Origin of the sequence: Hyphomonas sp. UBA4494 (genome assembly GCF_002388935.1) — a bacterium.
In the GTDB taxonomy this organism is placed as follows: Bacteria; Pseudomonadota; Alphaproteobacteria; order Caulobacterales; family Hyphomonadaceae; genus Hyphomonas.
In genome coordinates this window covers 139,998-165,510 of sequence record NZ_DGNK01000032.1, presented here as the reverse complement: position 1 = coordinate 165,510, position 25,513 = coordinate 139,998, and the positions used below count along the sequence as shown (strand labels likewise).

Here is a 25,513-nt window from a genome sequence, read left to right as displayed (position 1 = left end):
TTATCGAAAAAAGATAAATACGAGCAATTTCAAGGCTCTGTTATTTGTTGAATATCGATATGGGTCGGCCAATTGCAAGTCAAGCCGAAGAAAAAATCTGAAGCAGAATTAATGCAAAGGATTGTATTGTGCTGCCCACCAATCAGGCTTGGCTCTGCAAATCAAAGCTGAGCTGGATTGGGCTATGGCCTGAGCGCTTTGCTGCCATGTTGCGGCCGATAGTTGACCTTCTGATGCCCAGCGGCTTTCGGGCAATAGAATGAAAGGGCAGTGGGCGAGACGCCCCGTCAGGGGAAAGCCTGCGTTTTGCTTCTCGGGCGGCTGCGACATGGTCCACCAGCGGCATAGGGTAGGATTGTCCGAGAATGATGCCGTGCGCGGACAGGGCCGACTTGGGAGCTTCCCAGGGTGCATGGAGATACTGGTCGGGTAGTTCGGCGATCTCGGGAATCCATTTGCGGATGAACGCGCCGTCTGGGTCACGAGACAGGGATTGCCTGACGGGGTTGGGGATATATGGCGGAGCTTCTCTGGAGAGGCCGATGACTTGGCTGGCACTTACGTAGTACATCGCCGGAGCAAAATCGGTGCAGAGTTGCGCCAGGACTTGAGCCGGGCGAACCGGTCCCAGCCAGAGATGACATGTTGCAAAGGAAAGAAGCAGGCTCCTGAGGCTCGATTCCAAATGCCCGGTGGCCTGAAGACACCGCATACTCGCATCCAATAGCGGAAACCCCGTTTTTCCATTTGTCCAAGCAGACAAACGAGGATCAGCCAAACTGGCTTCTTCTCGGTTATGAATGTCGACCGGGAGCAGGGACGTGTCGGTCAGACTGACCCGGGCAGATGCCTGAACACGTCGAGATCGCTTGGCGAGCTTTTCGGTGAAGCGGTGAAGTGCCGTGGCAAAGGTCTCGTCCCCATCGGTAACCAGTGCCGCCTGGGCTTTCATGGCGGCTTGCCAGACTTCGCGTTCTGACACTGAGCCCATCGTCAAATGAGCGGACAGTCGCGATGCGGTCGCCTCACATGCCGTTATGGACAAGTTTGCCTTCCCAGCATTGCGACCACCGCCCGACAGGAACCACCGCAATTGAAGGATCGCATTGGTCCGCCCGCCCGTTTGTCGGTCTGGACACCCGTCTAATTCCAGACCGAAATCAGAAGCGATCGGCCAGCCTTCCGATGGAATTGACAGCGGAGGAAGAGCTGCGGGCGCCGCGATACGAGGCTTTCTCATATGTCTGCGCCACGCCGTATCCCAATCAGAATGCGGCGAAATTGAATGTTGTATCCCGGTATGCTCTCTCAGGGGAATCCCAACCTTGAGCGCCCAGGTGCGAACCTGCCGGTCCTGTTCCGCCTCTGCAGGCGTATTGCCGAGAGAGTGGAAATGAAGGGAAGCGATGCCATGCTGGGCATGCAGGCGTGAGAGAACTTCCGTCACCACGCCGGATCTGAGGCAAAGCTGACTACCGCGTTGGCGCAGGGCGCGATCAAGATCAGCAAGAGATTCCACTGCAAACTCAAATTGGCGTCCCGACGTGTCGGCCCGTTGCCAATAATTCGGCTCGAATATGAAAAGCGGCACAATCTGTCCGCCCGCTGCGCAGGCAGAAGCGAGTGCGGCATGATCGTGAACCCGAAGGTCCCGTCGAAACCAGATGATGTTGAGCTCAGTCATAGAACAAATATAGAACAAACTTTGCGAGAGTCTATATATTTCTATCAATTGGGCCATTCGTTACGATCTTGAAACGAATTCAACTTGTGGTTTCTTGAGCTTCGTCCTCTTTACTCATCAATGCATTTCATGGGTGGTGATGGGGCGTCCGCGCGGGAGAGATTTCCGCAGCATTTGTTTGATGACCTTGCTGAGCCTCCGCCGGACGTGCGTCTGGCGGAAAGGGCAGCGGAGGCGTTCCCTTCCCGATTCCAGGGCATGTCTGCAAAGACAGGACTTGACGAGGCACAGTCTCGTTTCGTCGGTCGGAGCGCGGCCACACTTGGTATTTTGGGATTGTTTGCGCCCGGGTTGATCCTGACTGGGCTTGGGACGCTCAGCCTGGTCATCTTCGTTCTCATCATTGCGTATAGACTCGCATTGGCGATCTTTGGGGACAGTCGCGCCTACCTTCTGACCGATCCAGCCTCCCTCTCCTTGTTACTGCCGGTATATACGATCCTGATAGCGCTCAAGGACGAGGCCGCCTGCATGCCCCAGCTATCAGACAGCCTGATGTCGCTCGAATATCCGCGGCATTTGCTTGATGTGAAACTGTTGTTGGAAGCCGGAGACGACGCAACGAAGGATGCGATCCATGCTCAAATATGGCCGGAAGGAACCGAAGTTCTGGTCCTGCCCCCCGGCAAGCCACAGACCAAGCCCCGCGCGTTGAATTATGGCCTCGGACGGGCCCGTGGGGCATTTGTGACCGTCTATGATGCCGAGGACCGGCCCAATCCGGGCCAGCTCATGGAGGCGGCACGCCGGTTTGCGTGGGATCCGGACCTGGCTTGTGTACAGGCTCCCCTGTCTGGGAATGTGCGCTTCGGTAGTTGGCTGTCCCGACACTGGGCACTGGAGTATGCAATTCAGTTTCATCGGCTCATGCCAGCGCTGGCTCGGCTCGGCATGCCCATACCGCTCGGCGGAACAAGCAATCATTTCCGCCGCAGGGCGCTACTTGCGTCGGGCGGGTGGGACGCTTGGAATGTGACTGAAGATGCGGACCTGGGTCTGCGGTTCGCACGTCTTGGCAAGAAGATTGACGTCATCGCCCCATCAACTGTTGAGCTACCGCCACAGCATCTGAATGTCTGGCTTGGTCAGCGGTCGCGATGGTTGAAGGGCTTCGTGCAGACTTGGTTGGTGCTGATGCGCGAACCCGTCACTGCAGCACGTGAAATGGGGGCGCTGCGCTTTGTCTCAATGCAGCTGACGCTTGGCGCCTCCATTCTGTCTGCGCTCTTTCACCTTCCTTGGCTGGTCTGGTGCGTGGTCTGTATCGTGTCTCCGGATGCCAACTTAAGCCGCATCAGCTGGGCGATGCTCACCGTTTCTTATGCGGTTGGTGCTGTGACCGCCCTCACAGTGCCGTCGGCTTCCTTCGCAATACGTATGCGAGACCTTATCACATTGCCATTTTATTGGCCGCTGCAGTTCTTCGCGATGGCGAGAGCCCTCTACAGCTTGGCGCGCAGACCACATTATTGGGTCAAAACGCCTCGAGAGGGCGTGCCTGGCGCGGGAGGCGCGCACCAATTCTAACGCTAGGTCAGTGCTTGGCGGTGCTATCTGATGGGCATATGGTTGGGCAAAGTTCTGTTGCCCCTTCAGGAGTCCGATATGGCGTATGATGAATCTGTCGATTTAGAGCAATTCCGTGCAGAAACGCGGGAATGGCTTGAGGAGAATTGTCCGCCGTCTATGCGCACGCCCATGAAGGATGACGAGATCGTCTGGGGCGGTAAGCGCGAAAAGTTCAAGAATCCCGAAGCAAAGCTCTGGTTGGAGCGTATGGGCGAGAAGGGGTGGACCTCTCCTGAATGGCCAGCGAAATATGGGGGTGGCGGACTTAGCCGCGCGCAGAATCGTGTGCTTCAGGAAGAGCTACGCCGCATCAAGGCGCGCCCGGCGCTGTTCTCCTTTGGCCTTTGGATGTTTGGCCCGGCCTTGCTTGAGTTTGGCAACGAGGAGCAGAAACTTCGTTTCATCCCGGACATCGTGAAAGGCAAGACGCGCTGGTGTCAGGGATATTCAGAGCCCGGCGCGGGGTCTGACCTTGCCGACCTTCAGACGCGTTGTGAAGACAAGGGCGATCACTACCTGATCAACGGACAGAAGGTATGGACATCTTACGCCGACAAGGCCGATTGGATCTTCTGTCTCGTTCGCACTGACACGAGCGTGAAGCATGAAGGCATCAGCTTCATTCTGTTCGACATGGAGAGCCCGGGCGTTGAGGCGCGTCCGATCCAGTTGATTTCGGGTGAAAGCCCATTCTGCGAAACCTTCTTTTCCGACGTCAAGGTGCCGAAGGATCAATTGGTCGGCGACGTGAATGGGGGCTGGCAGATCGCCAAGCGGCTGCTTCAGTTCGAGCGCTCTTCAATCTCTGCTGGCGGATTTGGCGGCACGGGAGGCTCCGGCATTCTTGGGCCTGAAGAATATGCGAAGATGCATATCGGTACCGACAATGAGGGACGTCTCATCGATGGCGATCTACGCGGACGGATCACGGACCACAAGATGTATGCGAAGGCGTTCAATCTAACCGTCCAGCGCCAGGCCGAACAAGCCAAGGCTGGCCAGCAGGTGGGCCACACAGCTTCCATCCTGAAATATGGTGCTGCCAAGATGAATCAGGATCGTCACGAACTACTCGTCGAGGCGCTTGGAACTGAGGCGCTTGGCTGGGAAGGGGAGGGCTTTGACCCGTCTGCCAAAAAGGTTACGCGCCAATGGCTTCGCTCGAAAGGCAACTCAATCGAGGGCGGCACGAGCGAGATCAATCTCAACGTGATCTCGAAACGCGTACTGGGTCTCAAGGACCACAAATAAGCATGTCGTCCACGCAGATCATCATTCTATTTCTTGGCACACCGTTCATGGCCGGAGTCCTGGCTCCGTTTTTCCGTGGGCGCTGGCTTACGCAGGTGGCTGTGTGGACACTTGCGCTGTTGTCGACCCTTGTCGTTGTCTACGTATGGGCAGGCATGGAGGCAGCGCGCCTCGAATTGACAAACATCCGGCTGGTTCTCGCTGCCAGCGCCCTTTGGAGTACGGCCGGTTTGGCCGGTCTGCTCGTGGGGCGCGAAGCGGAAAATGTCCGCCGTGATGCAATAAACACCAGGGAAAAACGCAAGGCTTCGGAGATATTCAGATGACGTTCCTTTTGACGGAAGACCAGGAAATGCTGCGCGACACCGCTATGGCGTTCGCGCGTGACGAAATGCCAGTGACTCGCCTGCGCCAACTGCGCGACAGTGGAGCAAATGGCGTAGACGCAGAGACACGACAGAAACTCGCCGAACTCGGCTTCTTTGGTGTGATCATTCCGGATGAGCCAGGTGGTGAACACTTCGGCCTGGTCGGACTTGGCCAGGTTCTGGAAGCGCAAGGCCGTACACTGGCGCCAACACCGGTTCTCCAGACAGCCCTGATCGCGGCCAGCGCCTTGCAGCTGGGCGGCAGCGCAGAACAGCAGGCGGAATGGTTGCCCAAGATTGCCGGGGGCGCAACCAGTTTTGCCTTGGCGCTCGACGAAACTGCGCATTTCAATCCGCTGGGCGTCGCCACCGAGGCGGAGAGCAATGGGCAAGGCTACACGTTGAACGGCATGAAGCGGTTTGTGCCGGACGCTCATCATGCCGAGATGCTGATTGTTGTGGCGCGTACCTTTGGCGAAGCAGGTGACCGTCACGGCCTTACGCTGTTCATGGTTCCGGCGGATGCAAAGGGCGTGTCTATCCAAGCGCTGAACTCCGTCGACTCTCACGGCGCGGCTCATGTCGTGCTGGAAGATGTGATGGTTCCGGCAACAGCTGTCATCGGCGCAGTGGACAAAGGCGCAGACGTATTGGAGCCGGTTCTGGACCGGGCGGCGATCGGCCAGGCGGCGGAAATGCTGGGAAGTGCAGATGCGGCGTTTGAGATGACATTGGAGTACCTCAACAACCGGAAACAGTTCGGCCAACTGATTGGATCGTTCCAATCATTGCAGCATCGTGCCGCAAAGATGTTTACTGAGCTGGAGCTGACGCGTTCCTGCATTGCGGCTGCGCTGGCGGCCGTTGATGACGGCAAGCCAAATATTGCGGAACTGGCAAGTCTGGCCAAGGCGCGCGCCGGCGAATTGATTCATCTCGTATCAAACGAGTGCGTGCAGATGCATGGGGGTATTGGCATGACGGATGATGCAGACCCTGGCCTCTACATGAAGCGGGCTCGCGTACAGGAAGCGCTCTATGGTTCTGCCAGCTGGCACAGGGATCGCTACGCGCGCCTTGCTGGATACTGATCCAGCATTCAACGCAAAAAAAGCCGGGAAGGTTACAACCTTCCCGGCTTTCTTTTTCTCCCGTGAGGGAAGCAGTGCTTAACCCTTGAGGACCGAGCCCTTCTTGAGCGCCTTCGCGATCAGGTAATACATTACCGGACGATGCTTTGCGCGAACGGACTTTCCGTACTTTGCAACAGCATCCGCAATCGCGGCATCTGCTTTTGCGTCGTCAGTAACGCCAAGCTTCTTTGCGATAAAGCCCTTCTTGATGCGACCCAGCTCTTCCTTGTCGGAGGCAGCAACGGTTGCGGAATCGGCCTTGTAGATCGTCGGCCCACAGGCTTTGACGGCTGCATCCAGAAGCGCCATGTCAGAGCGTGTCTCACCAACCTTGTCTTTCAGGTCAGTGATGTACTTCTCCATCAGGACTTCCTTCGGTGAAGGTGCCTTGGCTGGTTTCGTTGTCTTGGGTGCAGCAGCTTTTTTTGGCGCCGCAGCTTTCTTGGCTTTGGTTGCTTTTGCCATGGGAGTGTCTCCTCAATGGGCCCGACGGACGGGCGTGTTTAAATTTACGCAGCTCACAACACGAATCAGTTTGAAACGCTGTTTGAACACTGACCCGTTTTTCCACAGCCTGCCAACCCCTTTTCGGTAGTGCAACAATATCACGAAGTAGTGCGAGCACGGATTGAATGACCAATAGGCCGTCTTGGGCGCTTCGCTGGAAGCGTATGGATACGATTGATTGACCTCTCTATGCGAGGAGTTCACACCCAATGGCGATACTGGCCGTGAAGTGAGGATAAAATGTTTCGTTACCTGCCTTGGCTCGCAACTGTTCTGCTGTTGGCGCTATGCCTTGTGTTTTGGCGACAGCACAGCTGGTTGATCTACCTCGCTGTCGCCTTGATCCCTTTGGCCCTCACAGGTCTGTATGATGTGCTTCAGCGTCGACACAGTCTTTGGCGAAACTTTCCGCTTTTCGCGCGCATTCGATGGGTCGCGGAAGAGTTGCGGCCTTTCCTGCGTGCCTACATTGTCGAAAGTGAAACGGAGGGGCGTCCCTTCAATCATGAAGAGCGCACATTGGTGTATCGGCGTGCAAAGGATGTTTCGTCCGTTGAGCCGTTCGGCAGCCATCTTGATATCGACAAACCGCCTTATGAATGGCTGGCGCATTCCATAGCGGCGAAACATCCGGAAGAGGCAAACCCGCGTGTGCTGGTTGGCGCGCCGGAAACATCGCAGCCTTACTCGGCAAGCGTTTTCAATATCTCTGCAATGAGTTTTGGCTCACTCGGCGCGCACGCAATTGAAGCCTTGTCACAAGGCGCATCCCTGGGTGGCTTCTATCACGACACAGGAGAGGGTGGCGTGTCACGTTACCACCGTCAGGGCGGCGGCGATCTTGTCTGGGAACTGGGCTCTGGATATTTCGGGTGCCGCGCAGCTGACGGATCTTTTGATGCGGCCAAGTTCGCGGACACGGCCTCTGACCCACAGATCAAGATGATTGAAGTAAAGCTGAGCCAAGGCGCAAAGCCGGGGCATGGCGGCGTGTTGCCGGGAGAAAAGGTAACACATGAGATCGCCGAGGCGCGCGGGATCGCAGTTGGACAAACATGCGTTTCGCCGCCCGCGCATTCCTCCTTCTCGACGCCAATCGAGATGCTGGAATTTGTTGCGCGCCTGCGCGAGCTGTCAGGTGGCAAACCGGTCGGGATCAAGTTTGCTGTCGGCAATCGTTGGGAAACATTGGCCATCTGCAAAGCCATGTTGGAAACTGGGCTGCGGGTTGACTTCATGGTGGTCGATGGTGGGGAAGGGGGCACTGGCGCAGCGCCTGCTGAGTTTCTTGACCATGTCGGTGCACCCTTGAGACAGGCCCTGGTGCTAGCTCGCAACGCACTTGTGGGGACGGGTTTGAAGGGTGATGTGCGGCTTGCCTGTTCCGGTAAACAGATCAGCGCTTTCTCCCTTGCATCTTCCATGGCGCTGGGAGCTGACTGGGTGAATACGGCGCGTGGCTTCATGTTCTCGCTCGGCTGCATTCAGTCGCTGAACTGCCACAACAATACATGCCCGACCGGCATTGCGACATCCGACAAAGCGCGCCAGCGCGGATTGGTCGTGGCCGACAAGGCGATCCGCGTCAGGAACTACCAACGAAATACGGTCAAGGCATTGATGGAGGTTGTTGGTGCCGCAGGATGTGAACATCCGTCCGAGCTGACCCCGCGCCACGTGATGCATCGCGTGACCGAGGACATCGCCTACACCGCGGAACGCGCCTACCAGCTTGTGCAGGCCGGACAATTGTTGAATGCCCCGGATGAAACCCAACTTGCGCAAGAATGGCGCATGGCACAGGCCAACAGTTTCCTGCCAGTAAGCTAGTTCTGTGATTTGGCGGGAACCATCTCCGCGCTACTCAGATTTATGGTAGTGCTCACAAAGCGAGCAGGGTGGGGGTTTCTGCACTCAGGTACAGCGCTATGCCTTTGGCAGTGATGCGTCACGCGTTAGACGGGGTGAGACAGGATGGGCAATGACAGAACATAAAGTTTCAAAAGGCTCACGACTGATCGCAGTCTCAAACCGTACCGCGGCTGGACAGGAAAGCCGAGCCGGAGGGCTCGCAGTTGCGCTTTGGGATACGCTCGCCGACACACAGGGCCTCTGGATTGGCTGGAGCGGCCGTATTCTCGACTTTCCCAGCAACCGCGCGAAGCGGTCTGCAGAGGACGGCGTTGAGTTCGCCCTGACTGACTATTCCCGCGACCAGTTTGACGGTTTCTATCTCGGTTATTCAAACAGTGTGCTCTGGCCAGTCATGCACAACCGGATTGATCTGGCCGTGTTCGATTCCGCATATTATCGGTTCTATGTCGAGATCAATGAGAAGTTTGCGGAAATCGTACGGCACCAGGCCGATGAAGCCGACATTGTCTGGGTCCATGATTATCACTTCCTGCTGCTAGGCGACATCTTGCGGGAAGAGGGGTGGCAGGGAAAATGTGGATTCTTCCTGCATATTCCCTTTCCCGCACCAGAAGTGTTCCGTGCCATTCCGGAACACCGCAAGTTGGCAAAGGGACTTTGTGCCTATGACGTGGTCGGCCTTCAGTGCCGCAAGGACCTCGCCAATCTCGCGCAATACCTCGAAGAAGAATTCGGGGCCGAGGAACAGCCGGATGGGAAGTTCAAAGTAGAGGGCCGCATTGTCCATCTGCTGCACTGTCCTATTGGCATTGATAGTGAGGGCTTTGCTGCGGCGGCGACCAAGGAGCCAGCAGACCGGGCGGCGACCCGCCTGTCACGTTTTCTAGGTGAACGCGACCTCGTCATCGGGGTTGACCGGATGGACTATTCGAAGGGTCTGCCGCAGCGATTTGAAGGTATGGCCGACTTGTTCGACCGGTATCCGGAATTACACGGCAAGATTTCGTTCACTCAGATCGCACCGCCCTCACGGTCTGTCGTCGAGGAATACGCCCAGCTCCGTGAACAGCTTGATGCGCTGTCCGGACGGATCAATGGCGACTATGGCGACCTCGACTGGATGCCGATCAGATATCTGGCGCGCGGGTACGACCGCGAAGAAATCGCCGGGCTCTACCGTCTCGCAAAGGCCTGCTTGGTGACCCCCTTGCAGGACGGCATGAATCTTGTTGCGAAGGAGTTTGTCGCCGCGCAAGACCCTCAGGACCCAGGTGTTCTGATCCTGTCGCAATTTGCCGGTGCGGCAGAGCAGATGAAGGAGGCGATCATCATCAATCCATATGACAGCTCGGCCATCGCGGAAGCCGTTAAGCAGGCCATAGAGATGCCGCTCTACGAGCGGCAGGACCGTTGGCAGACGCTCTTCGACAATATTGCCCAGCAGGACATCAACTGGTGGCGCCACCGCTTCATGACGGCGTTTGAGGGCGTTCCTGCATGAGTAATTCCTCTGTCATGCCGCCGGCGCTTGACCAGGGTGTCGCCTTGTTCCTGGATTTTGATGGAACGCTGTCTCCGCTTCAGGATGATCCAGATGCCGTGTTTCTGGCGTCAGGTCTGGATTCGGTTCTCATGCGCGTCTCTCAAAAGCTCGATGGTGCATTGGCAATTCTCTCTGGCCGTGACCTGACAGATTTGTCGAAACGTGTGCCTGATACGCTTTGGAGGTTCGGCAATCATGGCCTGAGATCAGCCGCGCCCGGCGCGGCAATGACCGAAGGTGTGCCGTCCGCGCCCAAGTCTCTGCTCTCCGGCATCTCATCCGTCGTGGACGTGCATGATGGTGTACGCTTGGAAGAGAAAGGGCCGGTTCTCGCAATCCACTATCGTGCGGCACCTGAAAAGAGTGAGCAACTCACTCACGAAATCAGTAGCGTAATTTCTCAGCACAAAGATTACTCTTTGCAGTCGGGAAAGATGGTGCTTGAGGCAAAGCCGAGTGGGGCCAATAAGGGCGTTTGCCTGCAAGCTGCCATGGAGACTGCGCCGTTCGCTGGGCGCCTGCCGGTGATGATTGGCGACGACAAGACAGATGAAGACGCCTTCCTTGTAGCCAATAAGCTCGGTGGCTGGTCGATCAAGGTCGGGGAAGGCGAGAGCGCGGCAAACTATCGGCTGGCGTCTCATCGCGACGTCGCTACCTATCTGGAACAAGTGTTGGGAGAAGTATGAGTCTCGATCTGGGAATTGTTGGCAACGGAACCATTGCGGGCCTGATCAATGCGCGCGGTGACTATGAGTGGTTCTGCCTGCCACGCTTTGACGGGGAGCCCGTCTTCAACAAGCTTTTGGGCGGTGGCGGTTCATTCAGTGTGTGGATGGAGGGCCTGTCCGAGCGTACGCAGTCCTACGACCGGAACACTGCCATCCTGCGCACGCGTATGGAGTCTGAAGATGGTGCCATCCTGGAGATCGTCGACTTTGCTCCGAGGTTTGAACGCAAGGGTCGCACGTTCCGGCCCGTCAGTCTGGTGCGACGGTTTGAAGTTATCGCGGGCACGCCACAGCTGAAAATCTCCCTGACGCCGGAAACGGACTGGGGAGGGCGTCGGCTCAAGCCCATACGCGGTGTCAATCATGTGCGGTTCGTCGATGAAGAGTTTTCATTCCGAGTCACGACTGACGCGCCGGTTTCCTATATTCTCACCGAAACAAGCTTCGTCCTGGACAAGGATGTGACGTTTATTCTTGGGGCAGACGAATCGCTGACAGATTCCCCGAGTGTCATCGCACGCGACTGGGAGGAGCGCACGCGTCAGTATTGGGCGAAATGGGCGCGGAGCCTTGCCGTTCCGTTCGAGTGGCAGGATGAGGTTATCCGCGCGGCCATAACACTTAAACTGTGCGTGTTCGAAGAGACTGGCGGCATTGTGGCGGCGCTAACCACGTCCATTCCGGAACATGAAGGTTCTTCACGCAACTGGGATTATCGATTTTGCTGGATCCGGGATGCCTATTTCACTGTGACAGCGCTGAATCGGCTCTCAGGCATGGGGACGCTGGAACACTATATGAGGTGGGTGCGGAATATTGTGGCCCATTCCAAAGGCGGTCACATCCAGCCTGTGTACGGGATCGGACTCGAGGCTGACTTGACCGAAGACCTTGCACCGAACTTGCCGGGCTTCCGCGATTCAGGACCGGTGCGTCGGGGTAATCAGGCCGCCGAACATGTACAGCACGATGTTTACGGCCAGGTCGTGCTCGGCGTCGCGCAATCCTTTTTCGATCACCGGCTGCTTGCGCAGCCCGGCATCGCCGAGTTTGAACAACTTGAGCCCGTGGGCGAGCGCGCATTCGCGGTCTATGACACACCGGATGCAGGCATCTGGGAGTTCCGGACCATCGCGCATGTCCACACATCGTCGGCGATCATGTGCTGGGCAGCATGCGATCGCCTGTCGCGTATTGCCGTGCGGCTCGAACTCGACAATCGCGCAGCCTACTGGCGTGAGCGGGCGGACATTATTCACGCCACCATTCTGGAGAAGGCCTGGAGTGCAGACGTCGGCGCGTTTACAGCGGCCTTTGGTGGCACCGACCTTGATGCCTCTGTCCTGCTGATGGCAGAGATCGGCTTTCTCCCGGCAAGCGATCCGCGTTATGTCGCAACCGTTGAGGCTGTCGACCGCGACCTTCGAATGGGAAACCATGTCTATCGCTACAAGGTCGAGGACGATTTCGGAAAACCGAAGACTGCCTTCACGGCGTGTACTTTCTGGTTCATTGATGCGCTCTACCGGGTGGGGCGCGTCGAGGAGGCGCGCGAAATCTTTGAAAGCGTGCTTGCCAGCCGCAATCATGTTGGATTGCTGTCGGAGGATGTTGATCCAGAGACCGGCGAGCTTTGGGGGAACTTTCCTCAAACCTACTGCATGGTCGGGATAATCAATTCTGCGGCCCTGCTGAGCAAGCCTTGGGCAGCGGTTACCTGATATTGCGCAGTTTATACGAACGCAGGCAGTTGATCATCATGAGCGCTGACTGAGTTTGTTGAAACTATCCAGCGTTTGTGCGTTGCTGGGTTTATGGCTGATGGTGAGGACGTATTCGACGAGATGCATGGATTTGGCGAAGGCGTGCGCGCGCCTTATGCCGGATACAATGGCTGGTTTGACAACACGACCCCTTCGGCTCTGCTGAAGAAATCACGGGATGCGCAAACCTTCTTTCGGCGAACCGGTATCACCTTCAACGTTTATGGAAAATCTGAAGCTGACGAGCGGCTGATCCCGTTCGATCTGGTGCCGCGCATTATCGGCGCCAGCGAGTGGGCCTTGCTGGTTCGCGGCATCGAGCAACGGGTCAAGGCGATCAACGCTTTCCTGTACGATATCTATCACCGACAGGAGATCGTCCGCGCCGGTCGCCTGCCGGAACACCTTATCCGCGAGAATGACGCCTTTCTTCCGAAAATGATCGGCTTCGATCCACCGGGAGGGATTTACACGCATATTGTCGGGATTGATCTGGTGCGCACCGGCCCCAACGAATTCTTTGTGCTGGAGGACAATGCCCGCACGCCCTCTGGCGTGTCCTATATGCTGGAAAACCGGGAGACCATGCTGAAGATGTTCCCGGAACTGTTTGCGCAGATGTCGGTGCAGCGTGTTTCGGGGTATCCGATGGCGCTGCGGCGTTCGCTCGAACGGTCTGCACCGGCACAGGCCTCGGGCCGACCCACGGTGGCGATCCTTACACCTGGCATCCATAATTCAGCCTATTTCGAGCATGCCTTCCTGGCGGACCAGATGGGCGTTGAGCTTGTCGAAGGTCATGACTTGCGCGTCGTCGACGGACGGGTCGCAATGCGAACCACGCAAGGCTACGAAACCATTGATGTGCTGTATCGACGAGTTGATGATGACTATCTCGATCCACTGAATTTCCGCTCGGAATCCATGCTGGGCGTGGCGGGCATCTTTGATGTTTACCGGGCTGGGGGCATTACAATTGCCAATGCTCCGGGCACCGGCATTGCCGACGACAAGGCGATCTACTCGTACATGCCCGACATCGTCGAATTCTATACGGGGCAAGCCCCGCTGCTGAAGAATGTGCCGACTTGGCGCTGTGCGGAGAAAGACTCCCTGTCCTATGTGCTGGAGAATCTGGAAGAACTCGTCGTCAAGGAAGTTCACGGCTCCGGAGGCTATGGCATGCTGGTCGGGCCCGCAGCGAGCAAGAAGGAAATCGCTGCCTTCCGAAAGAAGCTTCAAGCCAAGCCATCCAATTATATAGCCCAGCCTACATTGGCCCTTTCGACGGTGCCTGTGCTGACGAAAGCTGGCCTGTCACCTCGCCATGTCGACTTGCGCCCATTCGTACTTGTTTCATCTGATGGTGTTGAGGTGACGCCCGGCGGATTGACCCGCGTTGCCATGAAAAAGGGATCGCTTGTTGTGAACTCCAGCCAGGGCGGGGGCACCAAGGATACTTGGGTCCTGAAGGAGGGCTAAGTCATGCTGGGCAGGACTGCATCGGGTCTGTTCTGGATGGCCCGGCTTCTGGAAAGAGCCGAAAATACCAGCCGCCTTGTCGAGGCGGGCTTCCGCATGGCGCTCACCCGGACCCAACCGGGCGAGGAGGAGTGGCGATCTGTGCTCGTCACTGCCGGCTGTTGTGATGCCTATCTGGCGCGTCATGACACAATCACGGGCGACAAGGTTGCCGATTTCGCTCTGCGAGATCGCAGCAATCCGTCCAGCGTGATGTCAACGCTGCATGCGGCGCGAGAAAATGCCCGCATGACCCGCACCGCGCTGACGCGGGAAATGTGGGAAGCGATCAATGACTTCTGGATGGCCGTGCGCGATGCGTTGAAGCGTGCGCCATCCGAGACGGACCTGCCAGAAATCCTGACCATGATCCGCCAGCAGGGCGCGCAGGTAAGAGGCGCGACCACAGGCACTATGCTCCGCAATGACATCTATAATTTTATCTTGCTGGGCATCATGTTTGAGCGCGCTGATAATACGGCGCGCATTCTCGATACAAAATACTACGTCCTGCTACCGTCCAGCGCCTCGGTCGGCTCGTCGCTCGACAATGTGCAATGGGAGATGATCCTGAGGTCGGCTTCGGCAGAGCGGTCTTTTCACTGGCTGAATGGTGGCAACATCACGCCGCGAGCGATAGCCGATTTCCTGATCTTCGACACACGTATGCCGCGCTCGCTGGCCTACTGCTACGACACGATCACCCACCAGTTGGATTGTTTGTTCCGGCAATATTGCCAACGGCTGGGGACCCATGATCTTGCCGAATCTCTTGAGGCGAGCTTGACGGCCACGACGATTGAGCGCGTGTTTGAAGACGGGTTGCACGAATTCCTGTCGGACTTCCTGAGGCGGAATGCATCCCTCTCGGCACAGATCGAAACAGATTTCAGGTTCGCGGAGTGATGATATGCGACTGACCGTAGATCATTCATCGACCTACACATACGAACATGGCGTGTCCTATGCGCTCCAGCAGGTTCGCAAACGGCCGATCAGCCTTCCGTCGCAATCAATCCTGTCTTGGGACGTGTCGATTGAAGGGGCGCACTGGGAAACAAGCTATACCGACCATCATGGAAATCTGGTGGATCTGATCCAGTTGGAGCCGAACGTCATGGGCGTGTCGGTCAGTGTAAAAGGTGAGGTCGAGACGCATGACACGTCCGGTGTCATGGGGGGGCACAGTCAGCTTGTACCCCTCTGGCTTTACCAGCGCCCGACCGAGCTCACCATGCCGGCGAAAGGACTGCGGGCGTTGGCTGGCAAGTTCAGTCGAAGCCCGTCACAAGATATTGGCGTCCTGCATGAGTTGATGGTGGAAATTGCGGACAAGGTTGCCTACCGGACCAATGAGACAGACTCGCGCACCACTGCAGAAGATGCGCTGCAGCAGGGGCAGGGGGTCTGTCAGGACCATGCGCACATATTCATCACGGTCGCGCGCCTGCTTGGCTATCCTGCGCGTTATGTCAGCGGATACCTGATGATGACGGACAGGGTGGACCAGGACGCCGGCCATGCCTGGGCGGAGGCTTGGGTCGATGGCCTTGGATGGACGGGGTTTGATGTTTCCAATGGTATTAGCCCGGATGCGCGCTACATACAGGTAGCGACTGGCTTGGATTACAGCGACGCGGCCCCCATCAGAGGTTTGGTCTATGGCGCGGGTGCGGAAAATCTCGTGGTTTCCATTCAAGTCCAGCAGTAAAGTTAGTCGAGATATTGATCGGAGAATCATCAAGTGACGTATTGCGTTGCGCTTCGGCTTGACCGGGGGCTCATCTTTATGTCGGACACTCGCACCAATGCGGGCATCGACAACATTTCGAAGTTCCAGAAGATGTTCACATGGGAGGTGCCCGGCGAGCGGGTCATCACCATTTTGACTGCGGGAAACCTCGCAACCACGCAGGCCGTGATCAGCCTGTTGGATGAGCGCCTGAAGGCACCGGAAGAACGAAACCCCAGTATCATGGCAGCTGATACAATGTTTCAGGTTGCCAGATTGGTCGGAGACACGGTGAAGGAGGTCATCCGCACGCAGGGCGATGGAGGGCCGGAATCAGAGGCGGCTTTCGGCGCGACGCTCATCGTGGGGGGACAGATCTCCGGGATGGAGCCGCGTCTGTTCCTAGTCTATCCCGAAGGCAACTTCATTGAGGCCAGCGACGAAACGCCTTTCTTCCAGATTGGCGAGACCAAATATGGCAGACCGATCCTGCTGAGAGCCTTCAGCCCGGACATGACGTTCGAAGAAGCGGTAAAACTGCTCTACGTCTCATTTGACTCAACACTCAAGGCAAACCTCTCGGTGGGGATGCCGCTTGATCTGCAGACGATCGAAAAAGACATTTACAAAGTCACTGAGAAGCGACGCGTCGAAGAGAATGATCCCTATTTCACGGCGATCTCTTCGCGTTGGGGAGACGCGCTGAAACTGGCTTTCAACTCGCTGCCCGACTATGAATTCTGACTTGGCCTAAAAGGTCGGTTCCGGGACATGGTTGCGGTAGAGCCTCTTGGCGAGCTCGACACGGGCCAGTGCATCCAGGCCCTCAATGTCTGCCTTCAGAGTCGCGTTCAACAGGGGGCGAATGCCGATCCGGTTGGCGACCTGAATCGCCAGGCCGGGACGGGCATTGAGCTCCAGCAGGAGCGGCCCCTTGGTCTTGTCCAGTACGATGTCGGCGCCGAGATAGCCGAGCCCGGTTACATCATAGGCCTTTGCTGCCATTTCGAGCATTGTGTCCCAGTGTGGCACCGAGAAATTCCGCAGCGGGTTTGCCGTGTCAGGATGGATGTCAGTGGTTTTGCCATTCTGCATGCCGCTGAGTGTCTTGCCGGTCACAAGATCCAATCCGACACCAACGCCGCCCTTATGGAGGTTTGCCTTACCGTCAGATTCTGCGGTCGGCAGACGCACCATGGCCACGGCAGGAATGCCCCGCACGACAATGATCCGAATATCCGGTACGCCGCCGAATGAGATCGGATTGAAGATTTCGTCGAACTTCACCCGGTACTCAAACATCGCCACATCCGGTTGGCCGCTTAGGCTGTACATGCCCGACAGGATGTTATTGACATGGAAACGGATGTCTTCGAGCAGGGCGCGCTGCCCATTGGAACGGCGCCAGCCGCCACGCATTGGCTCCATCAGCACTTGAATCCCATTTCCCTGAGAGCCATTGGCGGGCTTGATGACCACGCCATCCGGCTTGTCGAGATAGGATTCCAGATGGCGCATGTGGAACGGGTTGGCGATCACACCATAGAGTTCCGGTGTGGGAATATTGGCTGCGTTCGCAAGTCGCTTCGTCTCGCGCTTGTCATCAACCAGCCGGATCAGTCGCCTCGGATTGAGCTCATTGACGAGCCGGACATTCCGCTCGTTGATTCCGAGCAGTCCGGCACGTCGCAATGCCCGGTAGCGTCCGATCATTTCCGGTCATCCAGTTCACGGAAACGGATCAACTCGCTGAGGCGCAAGCCGGTATATTTCCCCATCAGCAGGCAGATCGCCATGATCACCAAGAGGAGTTCAGGGAAATTGAACATCAGATATTCGACATGCGTGTTGGTCATCACCAGATACGATGCTGCCGCCACCATGAGACTGCCAATGCCTTGCTTGATGGCCTCTGTAGCCGAGTATTCTTCCCATGCGATCGACATACGCTCGATCGTCATCGTCAGAATGACCATGGGGAACAGCGAGATCGATAGACCGATGCGCTGACCGTTATTCGCCATGATCTGTGCGATCACAGCCATACAGATAACAATGAACACAACCACCGTCGCCAATCGCGGCACCAGCAACAGCTTCAATTTCTCTAGATAGAAGCGCACAGCGAGGCCCAGCGCGATCAGTGCGGTGAACAGGATCACGCCATTCACAAGAGCGGTTTCACGGAACGCAATTCCGATCAGGACGGGCATGAACGTGCCGAGTGTCTGGAGCCCGATGAACTGACGCAGGAAGACCAGCATCAGAATGCCAACCGGGATGGTGACGAGCACCTGATAGACCAGCTGAGTGGTAATGGGCAGTCGGTTGAAGGAGAACCATTGCATGGCCGAGCCTTCTGCCTTGGCGACGCGCTGCATGACATCCGCCACGTCTGCGTTTACCGGCTGCAGGCTGACTTGCAGGTCCAGGTCCGAAATGCCTTCCGCGCGAATGAAATCATTCGTGCCGTGCCAGATCGTGAAAAATTCTTCGGGGTCCGGGCCGGGGAAGTAGCGTCGATCGGCTCCATCGGCATGGTATTCAAGCCAGTGACGGATTTCGGCCCGTCGGCGTGCCTGATCCATGTAAACACCATTAGCAACCCGCGCTGGAATTCCCTGACTTGTCAGCACATCACGTGCGAGCGCAAGGCGGGCGATCTGACGGGTGAGTGTGGGAGACAAGAGCGCTTCCACCTCATCGACATCGCCGTCCACGAATATCTCCTCCAACACCAGATCGGCGAGAGATTCATCGTCAGCGGATCGCCGGCGCAGATCTGTCGACCAGACCAGGAAGGCTTGCCGTTCAAGGTCATTCTCGGCTTCAGGCGCGGCGCGGCGCAGCTTGCGCTGCATGCTTTCCGGCAAGGGGCTAGCGAGCGTTTCGCCGAGCAGGCGCGCGCGGTAGCGGAGCACTTTCCGGTCATTCGGATAGCGGTAAGTCCAGATCGCGGTCCGGCCATCACCCTCGCGCGCATTCAGGCGCAGACCAAAGGCGCCGTTGTAGAATTGCTCCTGAGACACCCTGCGGTTTTCACTGTTCGACGGAATATAGGTTTCCAGTCGGACGGGTTGGTTGCTCGTGTCGAAATCGAGGTAGATTTCGAAATCCCATGTGGTCGTCCGTTCGCCGGGCGTCAGGGGATAGTCCAATTGCAGAACTTTGGTTGCGAATATGCCGAGACCGATGGCGGCCAGAACCAGCGCAAGTAGTCGGGTATGTGTAAAACTATTCACTGTCGTCTTTTTCGCAGCTGCCTTCGGCGATGAATGTCGAAGAGGAATCAACAAGCACGCGGGATGCCATGAACTCGCGGCCTACCAGGAAGTCGTACTCGAAATCCTCGCGGTCAGCCAAATTGACTTCAGCGAGTCCACTGACGCCGCCGATGCAGAGCGGCAAGTGGATGACGGGACGCCGGATGGTTCCGCCGGTTTTCAGCTTGATCAGCGCGAAGCGACGGACATTCTGGTCATATCGCACTGTGCGACCATTCTTGCCGACCAGACGAAACCGGACCCAGTCATCCTTGCCAGATTTATTGTAGATATGGACGTCACGGGCAAAAACAGAGCTTGAATCAGCGCCGGTATCCAGCTTGCCCTTCATCTCCAGGCCGAGCTTGCCGACATAAACATTCTCGACATAGCCCATCACTGCCGGTTCGCTTGAGCGGTCGCGACTGTCCGCAATGGCGGAAACTATGGGCAGTGAAAGAACGGCCGTTGCGGCCAAGACGTGTCTCAGATACTTCACGAGAATTCGTTCCTCTTGCCTCAGGATCGGCATTTTTCGTCACCTAACATGCAAGGCATGCGGGCGATAGCTATCCGATCACTAGGTGGTCCCAAAACGGGACGCAAGGATGATTGAATAGTTCCCTTAACAGCCCGATTCCGCCTGAAAAACCTGATTTCGTGGCATTTCTATGGTGAATGCTGGGATCGTCTGTGGCCTTGCCTTTGCACCCAAATAGAATGGCGCTTGGCAGGTGTGCCATATCCCGACAAAAATTAACCAAGAATAGAATTTGAAAAAATATCTATTTCAGGTTGCGTTCATTGGCTGCTGCTTTACAGTAGTTTCTGGAGGGAGAGAGCTGAGTCTGTCTCACGGAACACAGTAGAAGGTTTTGACACGTCTTAGGAGGTGCGTTTCCTTTATCTGTGTTCAAATGTACGAGTCACGTCCGTCCTCGAAGAAATCGGGGTCAGCAAGCAGGAAGGCTTTATGAGTCTGTCGGTGGATCAGGTTCTGGACCGTGTTCGTGAGAATGTCGGGCTATTCGTTCGCGACGGTTCCCTGCGAGCGGAAGAGCAGGGCGCTCGTTCTGTCACACTTCCTGCAATTTATCCTGAATGGTTGGGGGATGCAGCCTTTGCGCAAGCGCATGGCGCGCGCTTCAACTATGTCGTCGGCGAAATGGCCCGCGGGATTGCGACGCCGAAGATGGTGATAGAAGCCGTTCGCGCGGGATGCGTTGGCTTCTACGGCAGCGCGGGGCTGAATCCTGAAACCATTGAAGAAGGCGTGCGCGAGATCAAGGCTGGTATCGCACCGGGGCAAACTGCTTGGGGCGCGAACCTGATCCACTCTCCGCAACAGCCGGGCTATGAAGCGCGCGTCGTCGATCTGTTTCTGGCAATGGGAGTCCGGCGGGTGTCGGCTTCAGCCTATATGAGGCTTTCGCCAGACATCGTCCGTTATACAGCGCTCGGTCTTACACGCAGCGCGGACGGCAAGGTCCAGCGCGCCAACCACGTATTTGCCAAGGTCTCTCGCGCGGAAGTTGCCACCCAGTTCATGCAGCCTGCGCCCGACAAAATACTGAAAACGTTGGTTTCTGAAGGGAGCATTTCTGCCGAGCAGGCCGAACTTGCTTCGAGAGTACCAGTAGCGCTGGATATCACCGCCGAAGCTGACAGTGGCGGTCACACAGACAATCGTTCTGCCGCTCCGCTCTTTTCCTCGTTGTCCCTGGCGCGAGACCGTGTCGCTGCAGAAACAGGCATAGACGCAAATGCGATCCGTATCGGCCTGGGCGGGGGTATAGCGACGCCACATGGCGTGGCCGCAGCATTTCAGATGGGCGCAGCATATGTGTTGACTGGCTCCATCAATCAGGCCGCCGTAGAATCCGGCTTGTCTGAACCTGCGCGACAATTGCTGGCCAAGGCAGGGCCGGCTGATATCGGCATGGCTCCTGCGGCCGACATGTTTGAGCAAGGCGTCGAAGTGCAGGTGCTGAAGCGCGGTACGCTCTTCGCGATGCGGGCACGCAAGCTGCACGCGCTCTACAAGTCTGGTATGTCTTTTGAAACCATGGACCAGAAAGATCGCGACTGGCTGGAAGGCGTGCTCGGGGAATCCTTCCAGAGCGCTTGGGAGCAGACGTGGACCTTCATCACGGAGTCGAATCCAAAGGAGGCGGCCCGCGCCGAAACCGATGGCAACAAGCGGCTCGCGCTCGTTGCGCGTCGCTATTTGTTCATGGGGGCTCAATGGGCGCGTGATGGTGCTCCTGACCGCGTTTCCGATTACCAGATCTGGTGCGGCCCGGCGCAGGGTGCGTTCAATGAATGGGTCGCTGGCACATTTCTGGAGCCCATCGAGAACCGCACAATCCGCCAGATCGCCCTGAACCTGATGGAGGGCGCGACGCGTCTGACACGCGCCGGACAGATGCGCGCCTGTGGGATTGGCGTGCCACCCTCAGCGTTCTCCTTCACGCCTCGAAAGTTTCTCTGATACGATGAATGACAAGGCCAGCAGATCATGAGCTCAAAAGCTGCCACTCCGATTGCCATTGTGGGCATGGGCGCAATCTTCCCGGGCCGGGGAGACGTGACCGGCTTTTGGCGCGATATTTTCGAAGGGCGGGATTTGTTGTCCGACGTGCCATCAAGCCATTGGCTCGTGGATGACTATTATGACTCCGACCCGCTGGCGAAGGACAAGACGTACGGTCGGCGCGGTGGGTTCATTGATCCAGTTGCCTTCGACCCCCTGACATTCGGCATCCCGCCCAAAACGATGGAAGGGACCGACACTGCGCAATTGCTGGCATTGATCGCGGCCTATGCGACCTTACAGGATATCGAGCGGGACAGTGAAGGCCGGATCGACAAATCCCGCACCAGCGTGATCCTCGGCGTGGCGTCCGCAACTGAATTGACCGCTCATATGGCAGGCCGTCTGCAGCGCCCGGTCTGGGTCAATGCGATGCGCGAGGCGGGCATGCCAGAAAGCGAGGTTGTCGCACTCGCTGAGCGGATCGAGAACCATTATGTCGAATGGCAGGAGGCAACATTCCCTGGCTTGCTTGGAAACGTCGTGGCCGGGCGGATCGCCAACCGCTTTGACCTGGGCGGCAGCAACATGGTCACCGATGCCGCCTGCGCCTCCAGCCTGTCAGCCCTCAGCATCGCCCTGCACGAACTTCGCGCCGGAGACAGCGATACGGTCCTGACCGGAGGTGTCGACGCACTGAACGATATCCTGATGTATATGTGCTTCTCGAAAACACCGGCCCTGTCGTCGACGGGCGACTGCCGACCGTTTTCGAATAGTGCCGATGGTACCATGCTGGGGGAAGGTATTGGCATGCTGGCGCTGCGCCGGTTGGACGATGCCGAGCGCGACGGCAACACGATACATGCGGTAATTCGTGGATTGGGTGGCGGCTCGGACGGGAAGGGGACGGCGATCTATGCACCGGTTCCTGAGGGACAGGCCCGCGCGCTTAAACGTGCCTATGTTCAGGCCGGATATGGTCCGGAAGCTGTCGACTTGATGGAGGGGCATGGCACAGGCACCAAGGCTGGTGACAAGGCAGAACTGGACGGCCTGCATCTCGTGTTCGGTGAAGTCAAATCAGACGAACCATGGTGCGCGCTCGGATCCGTAAAATCACAAATGGGACATTCCAAGGCGGCTGCTGGCGTTGCGAGTCTCGTCAAGACCGTCAACGCGCTCAGTCGTAAAGTCCTTCCGCCCACGATCAAGGTTGAGGAGCCTGCGGATGTCATCAAGGAAAGCAGTGCTTTTTACCTGAACACCGAACCCCGTCCCTGGATCACGACAAAGAAGCGACCGCGCCGGGCATCAGTCAGCTCATTCGGGTTTGGTGGAAGCAATTACCATGTGACCCTGGAAGAATATGTCGGCAAAACCGCAATACGACCGTACCGGGTCTTTCCGGCGGAACTTTTCCTGTTCAGCGCAGAAACGCCCGATGCCCTTGCGACAGCAATCGAGGCCAGCGCATTCGGCGTGGATGACGCATCGCTGGCGTACGCCGCTTCACAAACACATGCGGGCTTCGAATCGAAAGCTCCAGCACGAGCCGCGATCATTGCTGAAACCGCAGACGATCTCAAAACCAAGTCGGAGAGTCTCGCAAGCCAGATTCGGGCAGGGGAGGTAGGTATTCGTCCGTTCAAGGCCGATTGCTTTGCCTCATTCGATGCGCCTGTGGATGGCAAGATCGCCTTCATGTTCTCCGGTCAGGGCAGCCAATATGTCGGAATGGGCTCTGATCTGGCCATGGCGTTCCCGGAGGCTCGGGCAGTATGGGATCAGGCAGCCAGCCACAAGCGCACGGGCAAGCTGAGGCTCGACAAATTGTCCTTCCCGCCAGCGGCTTTCGATCAGGTTGATTTCGGCGCGCAGACCCAGACACTGACGGAAATGCAGCATGCTCAGCCAGCCATCGCAGCGGTGGCCTTGTCGCAGCTGGGCCTTCTGTCACAGCTCGGCTTGCAGGCAGACATGGCCGCAGGCCACAGCTTCGGTGAGATCATGGCTCTGCATCTGGCTGGCGTGATGGATTTCGACACGGCCCTCACGGTGGCTGCGGAGCGTGGTGCGCTCATGGCCAGGGCGGCGGGTAACACCAAGGGCGCCATGTTGGCAGTCCAGACAGATTCCGCGACAATAGCACCGGTATTGAAGAAGATCGGCCAAGGCCTCGTACTTGCCAATGACAATGGGCCGGACCAGGTCGTTCTGTCGGGTGCGCAAGACATTGTTGAAAAGGCAAGACTGGAGTGCGAAGCGCTTGGCCTGAAGGCTCGCATGCTGCCGGTGGCGACAGCCTTCCATTCGGAGATTGTTGCCGAAGCCGTGCCGCCTTTTGCCAAAGTGCTTGCAAAACAGAAACTGCGCACGCCGAAGCTTGATGTCTTTGCGAATGCTACGGCGCAGAAATATGACGCCAAGGTCGCAGATCTTCCGGACTTCATATCCGATCAGCTAATCCAGCCGGTTCGTTTCCGTGAACAGGTTGAGGCGATGCATGCGGCCGGAGCCCGCGTGTTCGTGGAAGTCGGCCCTGGCGGTGTAGTCACGGGGTTGGTCGGCCATATTCTGGCTGGCAAACCCCATCTTGCGATCTCATTGGATCACAAACGCCGCAATGGCGTGAACCAGTTCCTCCTTGCCATCGCAACGCTCGGCGCCTCAGGCATCGACCTCGACTATGCCGGCCTGTTTGCAGAGCTTCCGGCCCAGCCGCCAAAGCCCGCGCCCTCCAGGCACGCCGTGAAGATTTCCGGCGGCAATTACAACAAGCCTTACCCTCCGGCGAATGGTGCGGCAGGCCGCGCTCCATCAAATCCGGAAAGGCCAGCAGTGCTGGAGAACCCAGCCGCGCAATTCCCATCCACCAGCAATCCCGTTCAGGCGCAGTCTTCCCCACGCCCCGAGCACAAAGTCCTTCCAGAACAGACAGGCAGTCCCATGACCCAAGACGCATCCTCAAAAGGCCCTGAATACGCCGTGCAGCCCCGTTCCTCCGCTGCGCCCGCTGCAACAGTCTCTGAGCGGATCATGCATGAAGTTTCCCTGCGCCATGCAGACTACATGTCTGCCATGTCGACAGCGCATTCGGCTTTCCTGAATATGGCCGCCCAGATGGCGGGCCAGGCACCCCTCGAACCCGCACGTATTCACGCGCCCGTTGCCTTGCCAGCTCCTGCTCCAGCGCCAGCGGCGCCGGTCCAACCACAGCCTTCGGTCAGTGATGTGAAGCCAAATGGCGCCTATCGTGAAGTAGAGTCTGCAGCCGCTCCCGCGCCGATGGCGGTCCCTGTACCCGCGGCCCAGCCACAAGCCTCCGTTCAGCCTGCTCCAGTGGTGGCTCCGGCTCCAGCACCCTCTGCATCAGGGGGAGATTCCATCAGCCTGGTCCGCGGCATCATCGCCGAGAAGACCGGCTATCCCGAAGACATGCTCGAGCCCGACATGGACCTCGAAGGGGAACTCGGCGTCGACTCGATCAAGCAGGTCGAGATCCTGTCGACCCTGCGCGAACGCATGCCAAGCCTGCCAGAGATTGATCCGGAACAGCTCGTGGAGTTGCGCACGATTGCCGCGATTGCGGGCATGATCGACGCGTCGGGTGTCGCCTCGGCGCCTGCACCAGCAATGAGTGCGGCTCCGGCGGCTGTGACGGCCTCGTCCAATGGCGGCGTTACGGCCGACACGGTCCGGGCCCTGATCGCGGAGAAGACCGGCTATCCGGAAGACATGCTCGAAGATGACATGGACCTCGAAGGAGAACTTGGGGTCGACTCGATCAAGCAGGTCGAAATCCTGTCGGCCCTGCGTGACCAGCATCCGGAATTGCCGGAAGTCGATCCCGAAGTGCTGGCGGACCTTCGCACCATCCGGGCCATCGCAGATTTTTTTGCGTAAGGGGCGGCGGGGCGCCCGCTGCGCTCTCCCGTCCCGGCCCGCCGGCCGGTCCGGTTCCCACCTATGAGAGTTTC

General features: G+C 57.6%; 19 protein-coding genes. 14 read left to right on the top strand and 5 right to left on the bottom strand.

The window, feature by feature from the left end:
- Nucleotides 1-142 precede the first annotated feature (142 nt).
- A complete protein-coding gene (locus B2P82_RS12945; RefSeq protein WP_290497377.1) occupies nucleotides 143-1,684 on the bottom strand; it encodes an FAD-binding domain-containing protein in 1,542 nt (513 codons plus the stop codon).
- Between the two features lie 258 nt (nucleotides 1,685-1,942).
- On the opposite strand from B2P82_RS12945, the gene B2P82_RS12940 reads away from it, so the two are divergent.
- The 4 genes from B2P82_RS12940 (at nucleotide 1,943) to B2P82_RS12925 (ending at nucleotide 6,023) form a co-directional block, all read left to right on the top strand.
- Complete coding sequence (locus B2P82_RS12940; RefSeq protein ID WP_290497375.1) at nucleotides 1,943-3,271, top strand: glycosyltransferase family 2 protein; 1,329 nt, start codon at nucleotides 1,943-1,945, stop codon at nucleotides 3,269-3,271.
- Nucleotides 3,272-3,349: 78 nt separating this feature from the next.
- Nucleotides 3,350-4,564, top strand: coding sequence for an acyl-CoA dehydrogenase family protein (locus B2P82_RS12935; RefSeq protein ID WP_290497374.1), 1,215 nt, complete (start codon nucleotides 3,350-3,352; stop codon nucleotides 4,562-4,564).
- A 2-nt stretch (nucleotides 4,565-4,566) separates the two neighbouring features.
- The gene (locus B2P82_RS12930; RefSeq protein ID WP_206991443.1) at nucleotides 4,567-4,890 is read left to right on the top strand and encodes a hypothetical protein; all 324 of its coding nucleotides are present in this window, start codon (nucleotides 4,567-4,569) and stop codon (nucleotides 4,888-4,890) included.
- Nucleotides 4,887-6,023 (top strand): acyl-CoA dehydrogenase family protein, encoded by a 1,137-nt coding sequence (locus tag B2P82_RS12925; protein WP_206991442.1) that lies wholly within the window; start codon nucleotides 4,887-4,889, stop codon nucleotides 6,021-6,023. Before B2P82_RS12930 ends, B2P82_RS12925 begins: the two co-directional genes overlap by 4 nt.
- Before the next feature lie 78 nt (nucleotides 6,024-6,101).
- Here the strand turns inward: B2P82_RS12925 and B2P82_RS12920 are convergent, their stop codons facing one another.
- Nucleotides 6,102-6,530 (bottom strand): DUF2853 family protein, encoded by a 429-nt coding sequence (locus tag B2P82_RS12920; protein ID WP_084333332.1) that lies wholly within the window; start codon nucleotides 6,528-6,530, stop codon nucleotides 6,102-6,104.
- Nucleotides 6,531-6,812: 282 nt separating this feature from the next.
- On the opposite strand from B2P82_RS12920, the gene B2P82_RS12915 reads away from it, so the two are divergent.
- From B2P82_RS12915 to B2P82_RS12880, 8 genes are all read left to right on the top strand, one after another.
- Nucleotides 6,813-8,402 (top strand): FMN-binding glutamate synthase family protein, encoded by a 1,590-nt coding sequence (locus tag B2P82_RS12915; RefSeq protein WP_290497368.1) that lies wholly within the window; start codon nucleotides 6,813-6,815, stop codon nucleotides 8,400-8,402.
- Nucleotides 8,403-8,553: 151 nt separating this feature from the next.
- Nucleotides 8,554-9,948, top strand: a complete 1,395-nt coding sequence (locus B2P82_RS12910) for an alpha,alpha-trehalose-phosphate synthase (UDP-forming) (protein ID WP_290497367.1) — start codon at nucleotides 8,554-8,556, stop codon at nucleotides 9,946-9,948.
- The gene (gene otsB, locus B2P82_RS12905) at nucleotides 9,945-10,679 is read left to right on the top strand and encodes a trehalose-phosphatase (protein ID WP_034814977.1); all 735 of its coding nucleotides are present in this window, start codon (nucleotides 9,945-9,947) and stop codon (nucleotides 10,677-10,679) included. Before B2P82_RS12910 ends, otsB begins: the two co-directional genes overlap by 4 nt.
- Nucleotides 10,676-12,442 (top strand): glycoside hydrolase family 15 protein, encoded by a 1,767-nt coding sequence (locus B2P82_RS12900; protein WP_290497366.1) that lies wholly within the window; start codon nucleotides 10,676-10,678, stop codon nucleotides 12,440-12,442. Before otsB ends, B2P82_RS12900 begins: the two co-directional genes overlap by 4 nt.
- Nucleotides 12,443-12,535: 93 nt before the next feature.
- Nucleotides 12,536-13,966, top strand: coding sequence for a circularly permuted type 2 ATP-grasp protein (locus B2P82_RS12895; protein WP_206991438.1), 1,431 nt, complete (start codon nucleotides 12,536-12,538; stop codon nucleotides 13,964-13,966).
- A 3-nt stretch (nucleotides 13,967-13,969) separates the two neighbouring features.
- The gene (locus B2P82_RS12890; RefSeq protein ID WP_290497364.1) at nucleotides 13,970-14,911 is read left to right on the top strand and encodes an alpha-E domain-containing protein; all 942 of its coding nucleotides are present in this window, start codon (nucleotides 13,970-13,972) and stop codon (nucleotides 14,909-14,911) included.
- A 4-nt stretch (nucleotides 14,912-14,915) separates the two neighbouring features.
- Nucleotides 14,916-15,716, top strand: coding sequence for a transglutaminase family protein (locus tag B2P82_RS12885; protein WP_290497363.1), 801 nt, complete (start codon nucleotides 14,916-14,918; stop codon nucleotides 15,714-15,716).
- Between the two features lie 33 nt (nucleotides 15,717-15,749).
- A complete protein-coding gene (locus tag B2P82_RS12880; RefSeq protein ID WP_206991435.1) occupies nucleotides 15,750-16,481 on the top strand; it encodes a proteasome-type protease in 732 nt (243 codons plus the stop codon).
- 6 nt (nucleotides 16,482-16,487) lie between these two features.
- Here B2P82_RS12880 and B2P82_RS12875 read toward each other — a convergent pair whose 3' ends face one another.
- The 3 genes from B2P82_RS12875 to B2P82_RS12865 are packed head-to-tail and all read right to left on the bottom strand — an operon-like array spanning nucleotide 16,488 to nucleotide 19,499.
- Complete coding sequence (locus tag B2P82_RS12875) at nucleotides 16,488-17,450, bottom strand: alpha-L-glutamate ligase-like protein (protein ID WP_206991434.1); 963 nt, start codon at nucleotides 17,448-17,450, stop codon at nucleotides 16,488-16,490.
- A complete protein-coding gene (locus B2P82_RS12870) occupies nucleotides 17,447-18,979 on the bottom strand; it encodes a UUP1 family membrane protein (protein WP_206991433.1) in 1,533 nt (510 codons plus the stop codon). The genes B2P82_RS12875 and B2P82_RS12870 overlap by 4 nt, the downstream gene beginning before the upstream one ends.
- A complete protein-coding gene (locus tag B2P82_RS12865; protein ID WP_290483003.1) occupies nucleotides 18,972-19,499 on the bottom strand; it encodes an ATP-dependent zinc protease family protein in 528 nt (175 codons plus the stop codon). Before B2P82_RS12865 ends, B2P82_RS12870 begins: the two co-directional genes overlap by 8 nt.
- Before the next feature lie 474 nt (nucleotides 19,500-19,973).
- Between B2P82_RS12865 and B2P82_RS12860 the strand changes: the two genes are divergently transcribed.
- On the top strand, nucleotides 19,974-21,491 hold the full coding sequence (locus B2P82_RS12860; RefSeq protein ID WP_290497362.1) for a PfaD family polyunsaturated fatty acid/polyketide biosynthesis protein: 1,518 nt from the start codon (nucleotides 19,974-19,976) through the stop codon (nucleotides 21,489-21,491).
- 27 nt (nucleotides 21,492-21,518) lie between these two features.
- Nucleotides 21,519-25,439, top strand: a complete 3,921-nt coding sequence (locus B2P82_RS12855) for a beta-ketoacyl synthase N-terminal-like domain-containing protein (protein ID WP_290497361.1) — start codon at nucleotides 21,519-21,521, stop codon at nucleotides 25,437-25,439.
- Nucleotides 25,440-25,513: the final 74 nt, after the last annotated feature.